This window comes from Sphingobium limneticum (assembly GCF_008710155.1).
GTDB lineage: Bacteria > Pseudomonadota > Alphaproteobacteria > Sphingomonadales > Sphingomonadaceae > Sphingobium > Sphingobium limneticum.
The window spans coordinates 207,163-228,242 of the sequence record NZ_VYPZ01000003.1; the positions used below are offsets into that span (position 1 = coordinate 207,163).

Below are 21,080 nucleotides of genomic sequence, written 5' to 3' on the forward strand. Positions count from 1 at the left end.
TCCTGCCTAGCCGCCCTCTCGCATTATCCGGTCGGTGCGCCTATAAATGGGCCATGACCGAATATATGACGATGACGGCCGATACGCCGACCACCCGCTCCACCGCGATCAAGCTCTATGACGAATCCGGCTTTGCCGGCATGCGCAAGGCCGGGCGGCTGGCCGCCGAGATATTGGACGCGCTGGTGCCGCATGTCGTGGTGGGCGTGACCACAGGCGAACTGGACGACATCGTCCGCCGTATGTCGCTGGATGGCGGCGGGGTGCCGGCGACGTTGGGCTATCGCGGCTACACCCATAGCTGCTGCATCTCGCTCAACAATGTCATCTGCCATGGCATACCGGGGGACTATAAGCTCAAGGATGGCGATATCCTGAATATCGACGTCACGCCGCTGGTCGATGGCTGGCATGGCGACACCAGTCGCATGTTCATCGTCGGCGATGCGCCGATCAAGGCGCGGCGGTTGGTCGAAGTCACTTATGAGTGCCTGATGCTGGGGATCGAGCAGGCCAAGCCCGGCAATCATCTGGGCGATATCGGCTATGTCATCCAGCGCCATGCCGAAAAGCATCGTTATGGCGTGGTGCGCGACTTTTGCGGCCATGGCCTGGGCCAGGTCTTCCATGACAGTCCGGAGGTCGTGCATATCGGCCGTCCCGGCACCGGTCCCGAATTGCGCCCCGGCATGTTCTTCACCATCGAACCCATGATCAACATCGGCAAGCCCGGTGTGAAGATGCTGGACGATGGCTGGACCGCCGTGACCCGCGATCGTACCCTGTCCGCTCAGTTCGAACATAGTATCGGCATCACCGAAACCGGCTGTGAAATCTTCACCAAAAGCCCGGCCGGTTTCGACTGCCCGCCTTATGCACTTTGATCATCGGATTGCTGCCCAAAAAACAGGCATGACGTCATGATATTGCCCAGAATACGGGCAATATGGACAAAGATTGCTGCATCGCCGAAAGCATTCCTAGCGATTCGCCATTTGGCACGGTAATTGATTGGTAATGGGAACGGCGCCTGCCTTTGGGGGGCATGACGATCGTTCCTTGAAGAAGAGATGGATGCGGGTCGCGCCCGCACCCGGAACGTGCGTCATGGGTTGGGATAACGAGTGATGAAAAAGATCGAAGCGATCATCAAGCCGTTCAAGCTGGACGAGGTGAAGGAAGCCCTGCACGAAGTGGGCGTGTCCGGCATCACGGTAACCGAAGCCAAGGGTTTCGGCCGGCAGAAGGGCCATACCGAACTCTATCGCGGCGCCGAATATGTCGTCGATTTCCTGCCCAAGGTGAAGCTGGAAGTCGTCGTCGACGACGCGCTGGCCGAACGGGTGGTCGAAGCGATCAGCTCGGCCGCGCAGACCGGCCGGATCGGCGACGGCAAGATCTTCATCTCGGCGATCGAAGGCGCCGTGCGCATCCGCACCGGCGAGCGGGACAGCGACGCCATCTGATTTCAACGGGTTTTCGCCGGCTTGAAGGGGGGACACCTCCAGGAGCGTTGGCGAACGCATATCAACCTACCCCTTCGGGGGGGTATTTTAAAAGAAGGGCAAGTTCACATGGCTAACACGCCTAAAGACATCCTGAAGATGATCGAAGAAAAGGAGATCGAATGGGTCGATGTCCGCTTCACCGATCCCAAGGGCAAGTGGCAGCACCTGACCATGGTCGCTTCGGTGCTGGGCGAGGATGAACTGACCCAGGGTCTGATGTTCGACGGCTCCTCGATCGAGGGCTGGAAGACGATCAACGAATCGGACATGATCCTGAAGCCCGATCTGGACGCCGTCTATGTCGACCCGTTCAGCGCCACCCCGATGCTGATCCTGATCTGCGACATCGTGGAACCCGACACCGGCGAACTCTACACCCGCGATCCGCGCTCGACCGCCAAGCGCGCCGAAGCGTTCGTGAAGTCGGCCGGTTTCGGCGACACCGTCTATGTCGGCCCGGAAGCCGAATTCTTCATGTTCGACGATGTGCGTTTCGAAAACGACTATTCGCAGAGCTATTACAAGATCGACGACATCGAACTGCCGACCAACACCGGCAAGGAATATGAAGGCGGCAACCTGGGCCACCGTCCGCGCGCCAAGGGTGGTTACTTCCCCGTCGCGCCGGTCGATCCCGCGACCGACATCCGCGCCGAAATGGTCAGCACCATGCTGGAAATGGGCCTCCCCTGCGACAAGCATCACCATGAAGTCGCCGCTGCGCAGCACGAACTGGGCTTGACCTTCGGCACGCTGGTTCAGACCGCGGACCGCATGCAGGTCTATAAATATGTCGTGTGGAACGTTGCCCAGGCCTATGGCAAGTCGGCAACCTTCATGCCCAAGCCGATCGCGCAAGACAATGGTTCGGGCATGCACACGCATATCTCGATCTGGGACGGTGGCAAGCCGCTGTTCGCCGGTGAAGGCTATGCCGGCCTGTCGGACATGTGCCTCTACTTCATCGGTGGCGTCATCAAGCATGCCAAGGCCCTGAACGCCTTCACCAACCCGACCACCAACAGCTACAAGCGTCTGGTGCCGGGCTTTGAAGCCCCTGTTCTGCTGGCCTATTCGGCCCGCAACCGTTCAGCATCGTGCCGCATCCCCTATGGCGCGGGTGCCAAGGCGAAGCGCGTCGAGTTCCGTTTCCCCGACGCGATGGCCAACCCCTATCTCTGCTATTCGGCGCTGCTGATGGCGGGCCTCGACGGGATCGAGAACAAGATCCATCCGGGTGCCGCGATGGACAAGAACCTGTACGATCTGCCGCCCGAAGAACTGAGCCAGGTGCCGACCGTTTGCGCGTCGCTGCGTGAAGCGCTCAACAGCCTGGAAGCCGATCACGACTTCCTGCTGAAGGGCGACGTGTTCACCAAGGACCAGATCGAATCCTATATCGAACTGAAGTGGCCCGAAGTGTACCGTTGGGAAATGGCGCCTTCGCCGGTCGAATTCGACATGTATTACAGCAGCTGATCCTTTCAGCCCTGACTTTCGGGAAGGCCCGGTCGCAGCGATGCGGCTGGGCCTTTTCCTTTGGGCCAGGCGCGCCCACATAAGGAGCATGACACTCGATCGCCTTGGCCTCACCCACCCCATCATTCAGGCGCCGATGGCCGGCGTATCGACGCCCGCCATGGCAGCGGCCGTGAGCGAGGCGGGGGGATTGGGGTCGATCGGGGTCGGCGCTGTGGATGCGGATGGCGCGCGCGGGATGATCGACGCCGTGCGATCGCTGACCGGTCGGCCGTTCAACGTCAATCTGTTCGTCCATGCCCCTGCCCGACCGCAGCCTGAAACCGAGAGGCGTTGGCTGGAAGCGCTGGCGCCCGTCTTTGCCCGTTACGGCGCGACGCAACCCACAGCGCTGCGGGAAATCTATCGCAGCTTTGCCGAAGATGATGCGATGCTACAGATGCTGGTCGCGGCACGGCCGGCGGTTGTCAGTTTTCATTTCGGCCTGCCCGATGCGGATCGGATCGCTGCACTGAAGTCGGCGGGGTGCCTGCTGCTCGCGAGCGCGACGAATTTGGACGAGGCGCTGGCGGCCAAGGCTGCCGGGATCGACGCCGTGGTGGCGCAAGGGATAGAAGCTGGCGGCCATCGCGGCATGTTCGATCCCGATGCGCCGGATGCGCAGTTGGGGGTCTTGCCGCTGACTCGCTTGCTGGTGGCGCAGGCCGGCCTGCCTGTTATCGCGGCGGGCGGGATCATGGATGGACGAGGCATCAGGGCCGCGCTCGATCTGGGCGCGGTGGCGGCGCAATTGGGCACGGCCTTCATCGGTTGCCCGGAAAGCAGCGCCGAAGAGTCTTATCGCGCTGCGTTGTTCAGTCCGGCGGCGCATCGCACCATGCTGACGCGGGCCATATCCGGGCGTCCGGCCCGCTGTCTTGCCAATCGCTTTACCGAATGGAGCATGCAGATGGGCCTTCCCTCCCCCGATTATCCGATCGCCTATGATGCCGGGAAGGCGCTACATCAAGCGGCCAAGGCTACTGGCGAAGGCGGTTATGGCGCGCAATGGGCAGGACAGGGCGCGCCACTGGCACGCGCACTGCCCGTCGCGGAATTGATGGCGTTGCTGGTCGCGGAGATGCAAGGCGTGACTGTTTAAAACCCGCGCGCACGAGACAGCGAGTTGGACAGTCGTTCCGGGCTTTTACGGACGGCGATCGGGGATCGAGGCGCCGAAGAGCAGCACAGGCTCACCGGGGGGCGACAAGGCGATCTCGCCGCCGCTTTCGATCACCATCTGACGGATCATCCAGGCGGCAGCGGTGCGAGATGCCAAACCCTCGATCGGCAGGGTGCCGGCCAGTGCGCCACGCAGGTCCGGGTCGAGCACGACCTTGGGCCCTTCGCCGCGCACGACGATTTCGGTCAGGCCCGGCCGCTTTTCGGCGCCGATATCCAACTGTCCGCCCCGCACCAATGCGTCGCCGGCGATCAATGCCAGATTGAGCAGGATCTTGGCCGCCAGCTTGTCGAGCATCTGTTCTTCGACCAGCCAGCCGACCTTCACCCGGCCGGCGGTGGCGAACATGCCCTCGATCGCGACCTTCGCCTCATGCGGCGGAACGGCATCGCCGAAACCGCCGGCAGAGCCGAACGCAAGACGGAAGAATTTGAGTTTGTTCGCCGACGTCTTGGCGCTGTCGGCCAGCAGGTCCAGGCAACGCTGGCGCATTTCCGGATCGGTTTCGTCCGCCATCAGCTCCAGCCCATTATTGAGCGCACCGACCGGGCTGAGCAAATCATGGCACAGACGCGAGCAAAGCAGGCTGGCAAATTCGATACTGTCGGTCGGATGGGTCATGCGGATCAGGGTCGCCGGATTAGAAGGAAGGGAAGCGCTTATGCGGCTAATGCGCTGCACGGCGCGGCGATGCAAGCCCGGCCTGCCGCCTTTCGGTCACCGACTGTCGAGACGGATTTGGGTAAAATGGACGTTAACCGCCGTACCCGGCCCGGCACGCCATAAAGTGGTCTCCCTACCCCCGACGATGAGCCATAAACTTCCATCCGCCGTTGCGCAGGCCGCGTCGGTTACGGAAGGGGCGGCAACGCCCGATGGATGGGAATGATAATGGCCGATGATCGCAGGACCACCCAAACGGGCCGCGCGATGCGCAGCGATCAGGGCCGCCGGGTCCAGTTCGAAATGACGGGCCGGATCGGCAGCGACGTTGGCGGCCGGGATGATCGCCTCTATCCGATCGGTGCCGCCGAGCAGCAGGCCGCACACCTCGTGCCGGTCCGCTGCGGCCAGGGCCACGATTTGTTCCAACAGCGATCTTGAAATTCCTACAATCATTCCTACATCCGTAACCAATGGTTCCGGGGGTTTCCATCTTAGACGCAATTATCAGCGAGGCGCAGAACGGGCTGCGGCTTGATCGTGCACTGGCGGACCTGTTGCCCGACCTGTCGCGCGAGCGGATCAAGGGCCTGATCGCCGAGGGGCAAGTGTTCTGCGCGCAAGTCTCCAGGATCAACGCTTCGATGAAAGTCGCCCTTGGCCAGACCTATACCGTCACGCTGCCCGCCCCTGTCCCGCTGGATACGGTGGCGCAGGATATTCCGCTGACCATCGTGCATGAAGATGCCGACCTGATCGTGGTGGACAAGCCGGCGGGGCTGGTCGTGCATCCGGCGGCCGGCAATCTGGACGGGACGCTGGTCAATGCGCTGCTGCATCATTGCGAAGGGCAACTCTCCGGCATCGGCGGGGTCGCCAGGCCGGGCATCGTCCATCGCATCGACAAGGATACGTCCGGCCTGCTGGTCGTCGCCAAATCCGACAAGGCGCATGAGGGACTGGCCCGGCAGTTCAAGGATCATAGTATCGACCGGCTCTATGCCGCGATCGTCTATGGCGTGCCGGTTCCCGCTTCCGGCACGGTGGATGCCTGGGTGGGCCGATCCGACGCTGATCGAAAGAAGATGGCGGTTCATCGGGAAGGTCGGGGCAAACATGCCGTGACCCATTATCGCATGGTCGAGCGTTTGCAGGGCGCGGCGATGGTCGAATGTCGGCTGGAAACCGGCCGTACGCACCAGGTTCGCGTGCATATGCACCATATCGGGCACCCCTTGATCGGTGATCCGGTTTACGGTAGAGAAAGAAAAGGTTTCAAATCAATACTGGAAACGCTGGGTTTCAAAAGGCAGGCATTGCACGCCAAAAGCCTGGGGTTCATACATCCGGTAACGAGCGAACGGCTTTTGTTTCAAAGTGTACTGCCTAGCGATATGCAGGAACTGTTAAGCCAGCTCCACGTATAGGTTCTGACAAGTTTGCGACGGTGCAGGACGCCTCTTCTGGGTCCCGCCGTGCATGAAAGGGAAAGGTAACGACATGGCCAAGAGCAATGTCCCCGCAGTTCCGGCGCTGGGCGGTGAAGCCAGCCTCAACCGATATCTCTCCGAGATCCGGAAGTTCCCCCTGTTGACGCCCGAGCAGGAATATATGCTCGCCAAGCGTTATGAGGAGCATCAGGATCCGGATGCGGCTGCGCAGCTGGTCACGTCGCACCTGCGCCTGGTGGCGAAGATCGCGATGGGCTATCGCGGCTATGGCCTGCCGGTCAGCGAGCTGATTTCCGAAGGCAATATCGGCCTGATGCAGGGCGTGAAGAAGTTCGAGGCCGAACGCGGCTTCCGCCTGGCGACCTACGCCATGTGGTGGATCCGCGCCTCGATCCAGGAATTCATCCTGCGCAGCTGGTCGCTGGTCAAAATGGGCACCACCGCATCGCAGAAGAAGCTGTTCTTCAACCTTCGCCGGATGAAGAACAATATCGAAGCGTTCGAGGATGGCGACCTGCGCCCTGAAGACGTGACCAAGATCGCGACCGATCTGGGCGTGTCGGAAGATGACGTCGTGTCCATGAACCGCCGCATGGCGATGGGTGGCGATACGTCGCTCAACGTGCCGATGCGCGAAGATGGCGAAGGCCAGTGGCAGGATTGGTTGCAAGACACCGACCCGTTGCAGGACGAGCGCGTTGCCGAGGAACAGGAAAAGACGCAGCGTCACCAGATGCTGGTCGAAGCGATGACCGATCTCAATGATCGGGAAAAGCATATCCTGGCCGAACGTCGCCTGGCGGAAGAGCCCAAGACGCTGGAAGAGCTGAGCCAGGTCTATGGCGTGTCGCGCGAGCGCGTACGCCAGATCGAGGTTCGCGCTTTCGAGAAGCTGCAAAAGGCGATGATGCGCATTGCCGGCGACAAGCTGGGCAAGATGGCCCGCTTCGCGCTGGCCTGATCGGTCGGACAGAATGACAGAAGAAGCCCCGGAGCGATCCGGGGCTTTTTTGTTGTCGGCGGTCGGTGGACCGGAAGCGGTTAACGGGCTTGATCCATGGCGATCGCGGAGGCAGTGGCATCTGCCCTTCCCTTTCAACCTGGAACAGAAATGCAGAAAATTCTGAGGCTTATCATCGTTCTTTCGGTCGGTATCGCCATGATGTTCGGCGGTCGCTGGTACGCCTATGTCGCGCTGGGCGACAGCCCCTATGATGAAGTCGGCATTGCGCTCAATGGCTATATGCCTGCGCCGCTGCGTAACTGGGGCTGCCATAAGATGCAGACACGCTTTGTCGGCCAGATGCCGCCCCATGGTTGCGCAGGACCGGATGGGCATAGCTGGCTCTAATCGAAGCGCCGATCAGAGAAACCTTTCCATCGCCAGACTGTCCCCACCATAGGTGCCGCCTGCGGCCATGGCAGTGAAGCCGTTGCGGCCCCAGAAGGCGTCCGCGCCATTGACGGCCGTGAGCGCGATCCGCCGTGCGCCGGCCTTTCCAGCCCGATCCTGCACGATCCCTATCGCCCTCTGCGCCGCACCGGTACCGCGTGCATCGGGCAGCAGGGCGAGATCATGCAGATAATAATGATCGGCCGGCTCCGGCAGCTTTTCTATCAGTTGGTTCAATGCCGGCGGTTGCGTGCCTTCCCAGGGATGGCTGATCAGATAGCCTATCGCCTTGCCATCCCGCTCCAGCAGCCAGCAACCGCGCGGATGAAGTTGCAGGCGGTTGGCATAGACCGCCGCCTGTTCGGTATAGTCGCCATGGACCGCATCGGAAATGGCGGCGACGGATGGAATGTCCGCCACACGCATCGGGCGCCAATCGCTCATGCCGGCACGTCCAGCCTATGGCGGACGGCCGCCAATATTTCGTCGGAAAGGGCCGGATCGGCGACACCGCGCGCCAACACCATCGCGCCGACCATTTGCGCCATACGGGCCAGCGCGTCCTGACGATCCAACTCCGGTCCGCTCTGCTGCAATATGGTGGTGAGTTCCTCGAAACCCTGCCGGAAGGCGCCGGCCAGGTCACCACCGCGCCGGGCGGCGTCCGGCCCCAGCGCGATCAGGGCGCAGCCGGTTTCGGGCGCGTCGCGGTTGCGGGTGCTGAGATAATTGGCGGCGATGGCGGCGGGCGCGTCACCCTCCCTCGCTTCCGCCGCTACGGTTCGCCAGCGCGTGGCGCTGTTGGCGAGCGAAGCAGCGCAGGCTTCCGCGACCAGCGCATCCTTCGACCCGAACTGGTTGTAGAATCCGCCATGGGTGAGGCCGCATTCGCGCATGACCTCCCCAATGCCGACGCCATCCACGCCGCGTGCGCGGAACAGGCGGGATGCGGCATCGACCACCTTCTCCCGATTGCGCGCAGCCTGATCGCGGCTGACCTTCATATCCGGCGCTCCTCAAATGGCCTCTTGACCTTATATATGATGTTCATCATTTAACGCCAGTCCGATTATCGCCCGAAGGGGGACGTTGATGTTCTCGACCGCCATTGCACGCCGCCTGTCCGCAAGGAATATCCATTATGGCTGGGCCGTGGTCGGCGCGACCTTCCTCACCATGTTGGTGGTCGCGGGCGCGGTCGGAGCGCCGGGCGTGTTCATCATCCCCTTGCAGAAGGAATTCGGCTGGAGCGCCGCGGATATCAGCGGAGCGCTGGCCATCCGTTTCCTGCTGTTCGGCGGCATGGGGCCATTTGCGGCGGCCTTCATGAACCGGTTCGGGGTGCGGCGGATGATGCTGATTTCGCTGTCGATCGTGATCGGTGGCCTGCTGTTGTCGCTCGGCATGACGCAGCTATGGCAACTGGTGCTGCTGTGGGGCGTGGTGATCGGCCTTGGCACCGGCATGACGGCGATGGTGCTGGGGGCGACGGTGGCGACCCGCTGGTTCGGGCAGCGGCGCGGGCTGGTGATGGGCTTGCTGTCGGCCAGCACGGCGACTGGGCAACTGGCGTTCCTGCCGCTGCTGGCGGGGTTGACGGCGGCGCATGGCTGGCGCGCGGCATTGCTTCTGGTGTGCGGGGCGATCGTGGTCGCGGGCGTGGCCGTGGTCCTGCTGATGCGGGACCGGCCTTCGGACATGGGCTTGGCGCCCTATGGCGAAAGCGATGTGCAGGCCGTGCCGCCGCAGCCCGCCAGTCTGGGCGCACTGCTGCTCATGCCGATCCATGTGTTGCGTGATGCGGCGCGGGTGTCGACTTTCTGGATCCTTTTCTTTTCCTTCTTCGTCTGTGGCGCCAGCACCAATGGCCTGATCCAGACCCATTTCATCGCGATGTGCGGTGATTATGGGCTGGCGGCGGTGGGCGCAGCGTCGATGCTGGCGATGATGGGATTTTTCGACTTTTTCGGCACGTTGGGATCGGGCTGGCTGAGCGACCGGTTCGACAATCGCTGGCTGTTGTTCGTCTATTATGGCCTGCGCGGCCTTTCCCTCCTCTATCTGCCGTTCAGCGACTTTTCGCTCTACAGCCTGTCGCTCTTCGCGGTTTTCTATGGCCTCGACTGGATCGCGACGGTACCGCCGACGGTGAAGCTGACGGCACAGCGTTTCGGACCGGAGCGAACGAATATCGTCTTCGGCTGGATTTTCGCCGGGCATCAGCTGGGCGCGGCCAGCGCAGCGCTGGGCGGCGGTTTGGCGCGGACGGTCTGGGCGAGCTATATGCCCGCTTTCATCGGCGCGGGGATCCTTTGCCTGATCGGGGCGGGACTGGTGCTGCTGATCAATCGCGATCAGCGGCGGGGTACGCTCGCGGCGGCTTGAAACGGATAAGGCGGGCGCGCTACCAACGGGGGCATGAAAGCATCCTCCGCATCGCCCCGCCGCCGCTTCCGCTGGATCATGATCCCGGTCAAGATCCTGCTTGGTTTCATCGCCCTGTCGCTGTTCATGGTGGCGATCTATCGCTTCGTGCCGCCGCCGGTGACTCTGACGATGCTGTTCGATCCCAATGGCATTACCAAGGACTGGACCAGCCTGGACGATATCGATCCGGACATGGCCCGCGCGGCGATCGCCGGCGAGGATGGGAAGTTCTGCACCCATCATGGCTTCGACGTGGATGCCATCGCCAAGGCCGCGATCCATAATGCCAGCGGCGGACGCATTCGCGGCGGATCGACCATCAGTCAGCAGACGGCGAAGAATGTCTTCCTGTGGCAGGGCGGCGGCTTCGTGCGCAAGGGGCTGGAAGCCTGGTTCACGGTCCTGATCGAGGCGATCTGGGGCAAGAAGCGGATCATGGAAGTCTATCTGAACGTCGCGGAGACGGGGATCGGCACCTATGGCGTGGAGGCCGGGTCGATCCGCTATTTCCATCATGGCGCGGGCAAGATGAACCGGGCCGAAGCCGGGCGGATCGCCGCCGTCCTGCCGCTGCCCAAGAAGCGAGCGGCGGTCGCGCCGAGCGGCTTTACCCGTCGTTATGGCAATACGATCGCAGCGCGGATCGGGGTGGTGCAGCGGGACGGGCTGGATAGCTGCCTGCGCTGAGGCGCCGCTTAACTTCGCACATTTCCCGCAGATTTCGACATGATGTTACGCCGGCCTGATCCTATCGGAAAGCGGCGCTGCCCATCATAGGCAGCGTCGCGCGAATAGGACAGCGGGTGGCAGACATGGAAAAAGGGCGGGGATTGCTCCCCGCCCTTTTCTGTTTTTGGGTATCGATCGACTTTTAGAAGCCGATGATCAGCGAGGCGCTGATCGCGCGCGGCGAACCGAAGTTCACGAAGGCCGACGACGAGCTGGCCAGCGTGTCCAGACCGCCGCTGAACGAGCCGACGTAGAATTTGTCGAACAGGTTGCTGACGTTCAGCTGGATCGCGCCCTTTTCCATGCCGAGGCTGGCGAGCGAGTAGCGCAGGTCCAGATCGACGACGGTGTAGGCACCGAACTTCGCACCAGGTGCAATGATCTTCGTCAAGCCCGTGCTGGTCGTTGCGGTCTGAACTTCACCGTTGATGTCGTTCATGAAGCGCGAGCTGGTCTTCTTGGCCTGAACGCCCAAGGTGAAGTCACCCAGATTACCCTGCAGACGACCACCGAAGAGATACTTCGGAGCGCTACGTTCACGCTTGCCGGCGGTGCGCAGATAGTTGACGCCATTCTGGGTGTAGCAAAGGCCCGCCAGCTGGATGTCGCTGTCGAGTGCGCAGCTGCCCGTCACCGCGTCGTTCTGGATTTCCGACTTGATGTAGGAGCCGAACAGGTAAGCCGTCACTTCCTTGATCGGGCTGTACGAGATGCTGCTGTCGATGCCGTACTTCTTCACCGGACCCAGATTGGTGTCGGTGCCGTTGCCGTCGATATCGTAGGCAGTGACCAGGCGGTTCTTGTACTTGGAGTACCAGCCGGTGATCGCAGCCTGAACCTTCGACGAAGTGTAGCGGATGCTGGCGTCGAAGCTGTCCGAGGTTTCAGGGACGCGGTAAGCTTCGTCGCTGCCAGCCGGGAAGTAGAAAGCATTGTAGAGCGCGTCGGTGCTAGGCACCGAGAGGTTCTTCGCATAGCTGCCCGCAATGCTGATTTCCGGCGTGATTTTGAAGGTCGCACCGACGTTCGGCAAGAACTTGTCGTACTTCAGCTTACGCTCTTGCGGTGCGGCCGAACCCGTCGCACGACCCGTTACCGGGTTGAAGGTGTAGGCGCGGGTCGCGATATATGCCGCCTGCTGGCTTTCCGGCACGCAATCCACAAAGCCGCCTGAGCTGGTTGTGAAGCAATTCTGATCCAGTTCGCGCTTGAAGAAGGGCAAGCGGCCTCCGATCAGCACGGACAAACGATCTTCGAAGAATTGACCGCGATATTCACCAGCAATCTGGTTCAGTTCGGCGATCGACTTGCGATCACGCTTTTGCAGAGCATTGCCAGCAGCATCGGTGATCGGATCATTGATCGGGAACACGTCGAACGGTTCGCCATTCCGGTCAAGGAATCCAGCATATCCGGTCTGACGGTGACGCGCACGGTCGTAGCTGTACGACAAGCGGACGCGGTGTGCATCGCTGATTTCATAGGCGAGGTTAGCGATACCGACCCAACGACGGGTGTTGGTCTGGCTGGGTTGAGCAACCAGGACGCGATCGAGCGTGTCGCCGTCGCCGTTAAGGTCGCGGCCGAAATAGAAGGTGCCACCATAGTTGCCCGTGAACGAGCCGCCCGTGGTGAAGAACTGCTCACGCGCCACGGTGGTGCCGCCGCCGTTCGCCTTGACCCACTGATAAGCGCCGTCGATCGAGAAAGTCAGACGCTCAGTCAGCGTGTACTTCGAATTAAGGCGGATATTGCCCGTGTTCGACGGATTGTAACGACGTTCGAAATCGGTGCCGCAATAGTTCGACGCCAGTTCCACGTCAGCCACGCCGCTGGTCGGGGTGATGCGTGTGCAAGGAGCGCCGCCAGCGATGTTATAGAAGCGGCCAGCCTTGTCGCCCGTGAAGGCGTTGGCGCGCAGCGGCGAACCACCAAAATTATTGCGGTTCTGGTTGTAGTGCGCGGCGAGCGAGATGAAGTCGCCATTGTCGCCCAGATCCTGCCAGATCTTGGCGTTATACTGCTGCTTGTACACCTTGCCATAGTTGGCGAAGGCAGCGTCGTTCTTCAGGCGCGATGCCGAGAACCAAGCCTTGGTGCCATGACCGGTCAGGTCGCCGGTGTTGACCACGCCGAACATGCGGAAATAGGGGCGATCGCCTGCGCCGCTGGCCGCGATGTTGCCGTAGCTGGCGCTGGCCAGAACGCCATACTCGTCGCTCGGCTCCAGCGTCTTGATGTTGACGGTGCCGCCAACCGCAGCAGCGGTCGGGCTGTCGACGTCGGTCGAACCCAGGTTAACGTTGACGTTTTCGATCAGTTCGGCGTCAACCTGCTGGTTGGTGTAAACCGCATAGTTGCCCGAGTCATTGAGCGGGATGCCGTCGAAGGTCTGCGAAATGCGGTCCGAGCTGAAGCCACGGATGGTGAAGCTGCCGCCCGACGAACCCCAGGGATCGTTGTTGGTGAAGCTGACGCCCGGCACCAGGTTGATGATTTCGTTGATCGTCTGACCGGGGCGCTGCGCCTGGATGATTTCCTGACCCAGCACGACCTTCGCCTTGGGCGAGTCGGGGATCTTCACGCCGCCAACGCCCTGGCTGACGGTTGCGCCGGTTACGACGATGGTATCGAAATCATCCGAACCGGTCGACTGCGCGAATGCGATTGCGGGGCTGGCGACCGCGATAATCGCGGCGCTGCCCATCAGAAATTTCTTCATTTGACCCTTGTCCCTTTTCAAGAGTGGCGCGAGCCACGCCCCTAAACTGTCTGCTCTTTCAAGCCGGCGCCGCTCTTGGCGGCTGCTGGCGACGGCCCTGTGATGCGTCGATTGCATTTATGTTACAATGCACCCGCAGGACTGTCACATTCCTCCCCCGCCACACCCGTTCAGGCTTTGGCAGGCCCCGCCTTTGATGGTAATTTATTGAAGTTTAATGACATTTTCTCAGCCAAACCGACTAGTTTGACACTGGTGCAATTTTGCAACGCGGCAGGAATTTTTGTGCAGCGCACGCAACCAAAATGAAAAAGGGCCGGCGATCGCTCGCCGGCCCATATTTCATACGGGTAAAAAGGGGTTAAATCAGGCCGCGTCTTCGGCCCGCTTTTCCTTTTCGCTGAAAACCCGAATCGGTTCCTTGGTCCCGGCGACGACATCCTTGTCGACCACCACTTCGCAGACGCCCTGCATGGATGGCAGGTCGAACATCGTGTCCAGCAGGATCGCTTCAAGAATGGACCGCAGCCCGCGCGCACCGGTCTTGCGCTCGATCGCCTTCTTCGCGATCGCGGTCAGCGCATCGTCGGTGAAGCTGAGCTCGACATTCTCCATGTCGAACAGCTTGCCATATTGCTTCACCAGCGCATTCTTCGGCTCGACCAGGATCTTGACCAGAGCGGTCACGTCCAGATCTTCCAGCGTGGCGATGACGGGCAGACGGCCGACAAATTCGGGGATCAGGCCGAATTTGAGCAAATCTTCCGGCTCGCTCTGACGCAGCAGTTCGCCGGTCCGGCGCTCCTCCGGCGCGGCGACATGGGCGCCAAAGCCGATCGACTTGGCTTCCAGACGGTCGCCGATGATCTTTTCCAGGCCCGCAAAGGCGCCGCCGCAGATGAACAGGATGTTGGTCGTGTCGACCTGCAAAAACTCCTGCTGCGGATGCTTGCGGCCACCCTGCGGCGGAACCGAAGCAGTCGTGCCTTCCATCAGCTTGAGCAGCGCCTGCTGCACGCCTTCGCCCGACACGTCGCGGGTGATGGAGGGATTTTCGGCCTTGCGGCTGATCTTGTCGATCTCGTCGATATAGACGATGCCGCGCTGCGCCTTTTCGACATTATAGTCGGACGCCTGGAGCAGCTTGAGGATGATGTTTTCCACGTCCTCACCGACATAGCCGGCTTCGGTCAGCGTGGTCGCATCCGCCATGGTGAAGGGCACGTCGAACGTTTTGGCCAGCGTCTGCGCCAGCAGCGTCTTGCCGCAGCCGGTCGGGCCGACGAGCAGGATGTTCGACTTGGCCAGTTCCACCTCGCCCGGCTTGGAGCCGTGGTTCAGGCGCTTGTAATGATTGTGGACGGCGACGGACAGCACACGCTTGGCGCGGTTCTGGCCGATCACATAATCGTCGAGCACATCGCAGATTTCCTGCGGGGTGGGCACGCCGCCATCCTTCTTGCCGACAAGACCGCCCTTGGTCTCCTCGCGGATGATGTCGTTGCACAGTTCCACGCATTCGTCGCAGATGAACACGGTCGGTCCTGCGATCAGCTTGCGCACCTCATGCTGCGACTTCCCGCAGAAGGAGCAGTATAGTGTGCTTTTCGAATCCGAACCGGTAAGCTTAGTCATTCGCCATTCTCTCTTCCCCCCCGGTTTACAGTCACCAGAACCGCGTTCGGTGAGGGATTTTCTGGTCCAAAGGCCATTCTAGACCGCGGCGCGCCCGTTCCACAAGGGGTGAAAGTGACGCGTCGCGGTAAAGATTGTCTTTAAGCGTCGTTAGGATCGACTGCCACCGGGCGGCGATCAAACACTTCGTCGACCAGACCGAACGCCTTGGCTTCGTCCGCTTCGAGGAAGGTGTCGCGATCCATCGCCTTTTCGACCGCTTCCAGCGTCTGGCCGGTGTACTGGACGTACAGGTCGTTCAGACGGCGACGAATACGCAGGATTTCCTTGGCCTGGATCTCGATATCCGACGCCATGCCCTGCGCGCCGCCGGACGGCTGATGCACCATGATGCGGGCGTTGGACAGCGCGATGCGCTTGCCCGGCTCACCGGCGGCCAGCAGGAAGCTACCCATCGAGGCGGCCTGACCGATGCAGACGGTGCCGACCTGCGGGCGGATATATTTCATCGTGTCGTGGATCGCCATGCCAGCCGTCACCACGCCGCCGGGCGAGTTGATGTACATCCAGATGTCCTTCTTCGGATTTTCCGATTCGAGGAACAGGAGCTGGGCGACGATCAGCGACGCCATATGATCTTCGACCTGGCCGGTGACGAAAATGATGCGTTCACGCAGCAGCCGCGAGAAAATGTCGAAGCTGCGTTCGCCGCGGTTCGACTGTTCGATGACGATGGGGACCAGGGCGGCCATGGGATCGGTCATGATATCGGTCATTGTGCTCTTTCAGTCTGGTGCTTTTGCCCAGTCCCTACATCGGCACAAAAGGCGGATGGTTCAAGGGGGAAGGCGTCACCACCTTCAGGGCATGAGTGAGGATCAGTCGCGGCGGCCGTAGTCGGATGGCGCGCGGAAGGCGAGATAGGCAAGGCGGCGGACTTCGCGACGGCCGCGCACGACCGTGTCGAGGATAAGCCCGCACATGGCCGACAACGTCGCCAGGATCATCACGCCGGTGACCAGGATCGCGGTGGGGAAGCGCGGGACCAGGCCGGTGTGGAGATAGGTGACGATCAGCGGCGCGGCAAGGCCGAGGGCCAGCGCCGCCAGCAGCCCCGCAATGATGCCGAAGAACAGGATCGGCCGTTCGATGCGGTACAGGGTGATGATCGTGCGCAGGATGCGAAATCCGTCGCGATAGGTGCTGAGCTTGCTGACCGATCCTTCGGGGCGGGCGCCATAGGCGGTCATCACTTCCGACACGGGCATGGCGAGTTCCAGCGCATGAACGCTGATTTCCGTCTCGATCTCGAAGCCGGCCGACAGGACCGGGAAGCTTTTGACGAAGCGGCGGGAAAAGACGCGATAGCCCGAGAGGATATCGGTGAAGCTGCGGCCGAACAATTGCTTGAGCAGGCTGGTCAGCGCCCAATTGCCGAAGCGGTGGCCGCGACGATAGGCTTCCTCTACCTCCGACTTGCGGGCGCCCACGACCATGTCCAGATTATCCTCCAGCATGGCGGCGACCATGCGGGGGGCGGCGGCGGCCTCATAGGTCGCGTCGCCATCGGCCATGATGTAGATGTCGGCGTCGACGTCGGCGAACATGCGGCGCACGACATGGCCCTTGCCCTGCTGGCCCACGCGCCGGACGATGGCCCCTGCCCCGGCGGCCAGTTCGCGGCTGCCGTCCGTGCTGTTATTGTCGAACACGTAGATGTCGGCGGCGGGCAGCGCGCGGCGAAAATCCTCCACCGTCTGCACGATCGCGCCGGCTTCGTTGTAGCAGGGCAGGATCACCGCGACGCGCGGGGCCGCAACGGCCGGTTGACTGTTCACCGCGGGATATTCCTTCATCGCCTTCCCATGTCCCCATCTAGCTGGGTTCGACATGGCGCATCATGATTAAGATTTCGTCTGCCATGCCATTCCCGGAAAGGAAAGCGTGGGCGAAATGAAAAGCGCCCGGGCTTCGCGGGGAAGCCGGGCGCTCTTCATGATCGCAAAGGCGGGCTTATTCGGCCTTGGCGGCAGCCTTCTTGGGAGCAGCCTTCTTCTTGGGCTTCTCTTCGGCGGCGGCGTCTTCCTCGGCGACCGCTTCGTCCTTCTTGGCGGCGGCCTTCTTGGGCGCGGCCTTCTTCACCGGTGCTTCTTCAGCAGCGGCTTCGGCAGGTGCGTCCTCGGCTTCGGCCTTCTTCTTGGGCGCAGCCTTCTTGGCCTTGGGCTTTTCGTCATGATGGTCATGACCGCAGTCGGGACCATGGACGTGGGGCTTCAGGTCGCCATCTTCGGCTTCGATCGCGGCTTCCAGCTCTTCCTTGGTCACGGCGCGGTCGGTGACTTCCGCCTTTTCGAACAGGAAGTCGACGACCTTGTCCTCATAAAGCGGGGCGCGCAGCTGGGCGGCGGCCATCGGATCCTGGCGGACATACTGGACGAAGCGCTCGCGGTCCTGCGGGCCGTACTGCTGCGCCGCCTGCATGATCAGGCGGTTCATTTCCTGGTCGTTGACGACGACGCCATTGGCCTGGCCGATTTCCGACAGGAGCAGGCCGAGACGAACGCGACGCACGGCGAGGGCGCGATAATCGTCCTTCTCCGCTTCCATTTCGGCGATCGCGGCGGCCGGATCTTCCTCATGGGTCGCTTCATGCTGAAGCTGCTGCCAGATCTGGGCGAATTCGGCTTCCACCATGCTGGGCGGCACGTCGAAGTCGTGCGAAGCGGCGAGCTGATCGAGCAGCTTGCGCTTCATATAGGTGCGGGTCAGGCCATTATGTTCCTGCTCGATCTGGCCCTTCAGAAGCTCCTTGAGCTTGTCCAGACCTTCCAGACCCAGCGACTTGGCGAACTCTTCGTCGACCTTGGGCTTGTCGGCGTTCAGGATCGACTGGACGGTGATGTCGAACGTCGCTTCCTTGCCGGCGAGATGTTCGGCGCCATAATCTTCGGGGAAGGTGACGGTGATCGTCTTTTCTTCGCCCTTCTTGACGCCGGTCAGCTGCTCTTCGAAGCCGGGGATGAACTGGCCGGCGCCGATCTTGAGGTTCACGCCTTCGGCCGAACCGCCTTCGAACGCTTCACCGTCGACCTTGCCGACGAAATCGATCTTCAGCGTGTCGCCGTCCTTCGCCTTGTGGCTGGCGGCATGTTCTTCGAGTGCGCCCTGCTGGCTGGCGATGCGGCCGGCGGCCTCATCGACCTGTGCGTCGGCAACTTCGACGGTCAGGCGTTCCAGCTTCAGACCATCGACGCTGGGCGCCGCGATTTCGGGCAGCACTTCCAGAGCGACCTTGATTTCGGCGTCCTTGCCGAATTCGAAGCCTTCGTCCAGTTCGACCGACGGCTGCATCGCGGGACGCAGCTTCTGGTCGGCGATCAGCTTCTGGATGCTTTCCTGGATGCTGTTGTTCAGGGCGTCGCGCTGAAGCGATTCACCATGCATCTTCTTTACAAGGTTGGCAGGCACCTTGCCGGCGCGGAAGCCGGGCATGCGCACTTGCGGTGCGATTGCCAGCACTTCCTTATCGACACGGGCGTCGATGTCCTTCGACGTGATGGTTACGGTGTAGGCGCGCTTCAGGCCCTCGTTCAACGTCTCGACAGTCTGCATCTCTTCTCTCAAACGCTTTCTTCAGCTGAATTTCGGTGGCGTCGCCGCAGGCGGCGTCTGGTGCGGGCGAAGGGACTCGAACCCCCACATCATACGATACCAGAACCTAAATCTGGCGCGTCTACCAGTTTCGCCACGCCCGCATCGGTCGCCGGTCGGCGCGGCATAGAGAAAAGCGCGGTAAGAGGCAAGCTATAGTGGAAAGCCTTGCGGAACCGCCCTGCTGCCCGAACGTAGGTCCATTGCGTTACACAGGAGAGACAGACATGGCCACCCGCCCGGATCATAATCCCGACGGCCTTCCCCCGCCCGACCGGATCGAGCCGCAATCGCCCGACGAACTGCCCGTGCCCAGCACGCCGGACGAGACACCGATGACCCAGCCGGACGAAATCAGCCCGGTCGGCCCGGATTACGACCAGCCCGACAGCGCGCCCGCCGAACTGCCGCCGCCGCCCGACTGACGGGGCGGGCGCAAGGCAAAGGATTGCCGCGACACAAGTGTGCGCTTGCCGCAACATATCCACAATTAATTTACGATCGCGGGAACCATTTTGGTCTTTTGCCGGAAAATGACTGTTCCGTGGCTGGACAGGCCCCTGCATCCATGATTGAAATATGTCATCAAGAAGACAGAAAATGAAATGCTGGAGAGGCGCGGCTGACAAAATAAGGGGGTCAACGTGCATAGGGTTCGCGCTAAACTGGACTGGTTCAAGACGGTTATCCTGCCACAGGAAGCCGCCCTTCGTGGCCGCCTCCGCAGAATATTGCCGTCGACCCATGAGTTGGAGGATATGGTCGCGGAAGTATTGGCCCGCGCCTATGCCACGGAAAATTGGGAGAATGTGACGACAGGCCGCGCCTATCTGTTCACCATCGCCCGCAACCTCGTCATCGACACCGCCCGCCGCAACAAGGTGGTCAGTTTCGAAACCATCGCCGATCTGGAATTGCTGGGCGGCGAAAATAATATCGAGGCCCAGCTTCATGCCCGCGAGGCACTGCGACAGGTGGAAGCCATCGTCGAGTCGTTGCCGACCCAATGTCGCCGCGTATTCATTTTGCGGCGCATCCATGAAAAATCGATGCTGGAAATAGCGGAGGAAATGTCTCTATCCGTTTCTACTGTTGAAAAACATCTGGCCAAAGCCATCGCGATAGTTATGCGGGCCTGGGCAGAACGTGAGGAAACGGACTTCGAGCGTGCAGGCGTCGGGACCAGGTTCGAACAGCGCAGACAGGGACTCGATCGAGGCGCAAGCCGCGCGCCTGCTAGCCCGGCTTAACAGCGATCCCAGTCCGCAGGACGAAGCGGAGATTTGCGACTGGGTCGAAAGCGACCCGCGCCATGCCATCGCCTTCGCCCGCGCCGAGGCCGCGTGGGACGCTGCCGAGCGGCTGAAAAGTGCCGCTGCCGATATCACTTTGCCGCCCATGGCGGAGATCGTCAGCGAAGAACAGCAGCGCCGCCTGTCGCGCAACATCATGATCGCGGCCGCCATCGCGATCCTGTTCTTCATCATCGCCGCGATCGTCACCATCCGCACGTTCAACGGGGTGGATCGTTACCAGACCGCCATCGGCGAATTGCGCGACGTGAAGCTGGACGACGGAACGGTCCTGCACCTCAACAGCGACAGCGAAGCCGAAGTGCGTTTCACCGCGCATGGCCGCAAGGTGCGCCTGTTCAAGGGCGAAGCCTCCTTCGACGTCAGCGCCGATGAAGCGCGCCCCTTCGATGTCGAAGCGCGATCCGCCGTGATTCGTTCGTCGGACACGGCGTTCAACGTGCGGATGCGGCCATCGATCGTCGAACTGACCGTGACCAAGGGCAAGGTCATCGTCTATTGCAGCAAGGGCAAACCCCATGCCGTGGCGGCAGGTGGCGGCGCGGTGATCCAGCCGCGCACCGTTTCGCTTACCCGCCTTGGTCCCAAGCTGGTGGATCAGCGCACCGCATGGCGGGCGCAGATGGTCGAACTGGATGGTGAGACGGTCGAGCAGGCCGCAGGCGAGTTCAACCGCTATCGCGCCGCGCCCATCCTGATCGGCGATTCCCGCGTGTCGGCCCTGCGCATCGGCGGGCGCTTCCCGATCGGTGGCAGCCGGGAATTTCTGTCCGTCCTGCAACTGAGCCTGCCGATCCGCGCCGTTCATGGCGAGGACGGGTCGGTGATGCTGCTCTATCGCGACGAAGTGGCCAAGGCGCTGGCGGTAAATTAGAGCGCGATGACGG

General features: G+C 61.7%; 21 protein-coding genes and 1 tRNA gene. 12 read left to right on the top strand and 10 right to left on the bottom strand.

What is annotated here, in order from left to right:
- Positions 1 to 53 precede the first annotated feature (53 nt).
- From map to F4U94_RS05660, 4 genes are all read left to right on the top strand, one after another.
- On the top strand, positions 54 to 884 hold the full coding sequence (gene map / locus F4U94_RS05645; RefSeq protein ID WP_120250023.1) for a type I methionyl aminopeptidase: 831 nt from the start codon (positions 54 to 56) through the stop codon (positions 882 to 884).
- A 243-nt stretch (positions 885 to 1,127) separates the two neighbouring features.
- Complete coding sequence (locus F4U94_RS05650; RefSeq protein WP_120250022.1) at positions 1,128 to 1,466, top strand: P-II family nitrogen regulator; 339 nt, start codon at positions 1,128 to 1,130, stop codon at positions 1,464 to 1,466.
- Positions 1,467 to 1,574: 108 nt separating this feature from the next.
- Positions 1,575 to 2,987, top strand: a complete 1,413-nt coding sequence (gene glnA / locus F4U94_RS05655) for a type I glutamate--ammonia ligase (protein WP_120250021.1) — start codon at positions 1,575 to 1,577, stop codon at positions 2,985 to 2,987.
- A gap of 88 nt (positions 2,988 to 3,075) precedes the next feature.
- The gene (locus F4U94_RS05660) at positions 3,076 to 4,128 is read left to right on the top strand and encodes an NAD(P)H-dependent flavin oxidoreductase (RefSeq protein WP_120250020.1); all 1,053 of its coding nucleotides are present in this window, start codon (positions 3,076 to 3,078) and stop codon (positions 4,126 to 4,128) included.
- A gap of 45 nt (positions 4,129 to 4,173) precedes the next feature.
- Here F4U94_RS05660 and F4U94_RS05665 read toward each other — a convergent pair whose 3' ends face one another.
- Both F4U94_RS05665 and F4U94_RS05670 read right to left on the bottom strand, forming a co-directional pair.
- Positions 4,174 to 4,830, bottom strand: coding sequence for a histidine phosphotransferase family protein (locus tag F4U94_RS05665; protein ID WP_120250019.1), 657 nt, complete (start codon positions 4,828 to 4,830; stop codon positions 4,174 to 4,176).
- 96 nt (positions 4,831 to 4,926) lie between these two features.
- Complete coding sequence (locus F4U94_RS05670) at positions 4,927 to 5,328, bottom strand: M67 family metallopeptidase (RefSeq protein ID WP_120250018.1); 402 nt, start codon at positions 5,326 to 5,328, stop codon at positions 4,927 to 4,929.
- A 17-nt stretch (positions 5,329 to 5,345) separates the two neighbouring features.
- On the opposite strand from F4U94_RS05670, the gene F4U94_RS05675 reads away from it, so the two are divergent.
- The 3 genes from F4U94_RS05675 to F4U94_RS05685 all read left to right on the top strand — a co-directional run bounded on the left by F4U94_RS05675 (position 5,346) and on the right by F4U94_RS05685 (position 7,674).
- A complete protein-coding gene (locus tag F4U94_RS05675) occupies positions 5,346 to 6,299 on the top strand; it encodes an RluA family pseudouridine synthase (protein ID WP_120250017.1) in 954 nt (317 codons plus the stop codon).
- Between the two features lie 73 nt (positions 6,300 to 6,372).
- On the top strand, positions 6,373 to 7,284 hold the full coding sequence (gene rpoH / locus F4U94_RS05680; protein ID WP_120250016.1) for an RNA polymerase sigma factor RpoH: 912 nt from the start codon (positions 6,373 to 6,375) through the stop codon (positions 7,282 to 7,284).
- A 150-nt stretch (positions 7,285 to 7,434) separates the two neighbouring features.
- Positions 7,435 to 7,674: a hypothetical protein gene (locus F4U94_RS05685; RefSeq protein WP_120250015.1), complete on the top strand. Its 240-nt coding sequence runs from the start codon at positions 7,435 to 7,437 to the stop codon at positions 7,672 to 7,674.
- Positions 7,675 to 7,686: 12 nt separating this feature from the next.
- On the opposite strand, the gene F4U94_RS05690 is transcribed toward F4U94_RS05685, so the two are convergent.
- Entirely contained in the window at positions 7,687 to 8,160 is a 474-nt protein-coding gene (locus tag F4U94_RS05690; protein ID WP_120250014.1) for a GNAT family N-acetyltransferase, read from the bottom strand.
- Positions 8,157 to 8,720, bottom strand: coding sequence for a TetR/AcrR family transcriptional regulator (locus F4U94_RS05695; RefSeq protein WP_120250013.1), 564 nt, complete (start codon positions 8,718 to 8,720; stop codon positions 8,157 to 8,159). Before F4U94_RS05695 ends, F4U94_RS05690 begins: the two co-directional genes overlap by 4 nt.
- Before the next feature lie 88 nt (positions 8,721 to 8,808).
- Here F4U94_RS05695 and F4U94_RS05700 point away from each other — a divergent pair, with 88 nt between their 5' ends.
- Both F4U94_RS05700 and mtgA read left to right on the top strand, forming a co-directional pair.
- Entirely contained in the window at positions 8,809 to 10,101 is a 1,293-nt protein-coding gene (locus F4U94_RS05700; protein WP_120250012.1) for an MFS transporter, read from the top strand.
- 33 nt (positions 10,102 to 10,134) lie between these two features.
- Positions 10,135 to 10,830, top strand: a complete 696-nt coding sequence (gene mtgA, locus F4U94_RS05705; protein ID WP_120250011.1) for a monofunctional biosynthetic peptidoglycan transglycosylase — start codon at positions 10,135 to 10,137, stop codon at positions 10,828 to 10,830.
- A 184-nt stretch (positions 10,831 to 11,014) separates the two neighbouring features.
- Here mtgA and F4U94_RS05710 read toward each other — a convergent pair whose 3' ends face one another.
- The 6 genes from F4U94_RS05710 to F4U94_RS05735 form a co-directional block, all read right to left on the bottom strand.
- On the bottom strand, positions 11,015 to 13,594 hold the full coding sequence (locus tag F4U94_RS05710; RefSeq protein ID WP_150411874.1) for a TonB-dependent receptor: 2,580 nt from the start codon (positions 13,592 to 13,594) through the stop codon (positions 11,015 to 11,017).
- A 366-nt stretch (positions 13,595 to 13,960) separates the two neighbouring features.
- Positions 13,961 to 15,229: an ATP-dependent Clp protease ATP-binding subunit ClpX gene (gene clpX / locus F4U94_RS05715; protein ID WP_120250009.1), complete on the bottom strand. Its 1,269-nt coding sequence runs from the start codon at positions 15,227 to 15,229 to the stop codon at positions 13,961 to 13,963.
- Between the two features lie 140 nt (positions 15,230 to 15,369).
- On the bottom strand, positions 15,370 to 16,005 hold the full coding sequence (gene clpP, locus F4U94_RS05720) for an ATP-dependent Clp endopeptidase proteolytic subunit ClpP (RefSeq protein WP_120250008.1): 636 nt from the start codon (positions 16,003 to 16,005) through the stop codon (positions 15,370 to 15,372).
- Between the two features lie 102 nt (positions 16,006 to 16,107).
- Positions 16,108 to 17,085: a glycosyltransferase family 2 protein gene (locus F4U94_RS05725; protein ID WP_120250007.1), complete on the bottom strand. Its 978-nt coding sequence runs from the start codon at positions 17,083 to 17,085 to the stop codon at positions 16,108 to 16,110.
- A 157-nt stretch (positions 17,086 to 17,242) separates the two neighbouring features.
- Complete coding sequence (gene tig, locus F4U94_RS05730) at positions 17,243 to 18,841, bottom strand: trigger factor (RefSeq protein WP_150411863.1); 1,599 nt, start codon at positions 18,839 to 18,841, stop codon at positions 17,243 to 17,245.
- A gap of 58 nt (positions 18,842 to 18,899) precedes the next feature.
- Positions 18,900 to 18,984 (bottom strand) — tRNA-Leu (locus tag F4U94_RS05735).
- Positions 18,985 to 19,107: 123 nt separating this feature from the next.
- Between F4U94_RS05735 and F4U94_RS05740 the strand changes: the two genes are divergently transcribed.
- The 3 genes from F4U94_RS05740 to F4U94_RS05750 all read left to right on the top strand — a co-directional run bounded on the left by F4U94_RS05740 (position 19,108) and on the right by F4U94_RS05750 (position 21,067).
- Complete coding sequence (locus F4U94_RS05740; protein ID WP_120250005.1) at positions 19,108 to 19,305, top strand: hypothetical protein; 198 nt, start codon at positions 19,108 to 19,110, stop codon at positions 19,303 to 19,305.
- Positions 19,306 to 19,524: 219 nt separating this feature from the next.
- Positions 19,525 to 20,130: a sigma-70 family RNA polymerase sigma factor gene (locus F4U94_RS05745; protein WP_150411864.1), complete on the top strand. Its 606-nt coding sequence runs from the start codon at positions 19,525 to 19,527 to the stop codon at positions 20,128 to 20,130.
- Positions 20,048 to 21,067 (top strand): FecR family protein, encoded by a 1,020-nt coding sequence (locus F4U94_RS05750; protein WP_150411865.1) that lies wholly within the window; start codon positions 20,048 to 20,050, stop codon positions 21,065 to 21,067. Before F4U94_RS05745 ends, F4U94_RS05750 begins: the two co-directional genes overlap by 83 nt.
- Positions 21,068 to 21,080 lie beyond the last annotated feature (13 nt).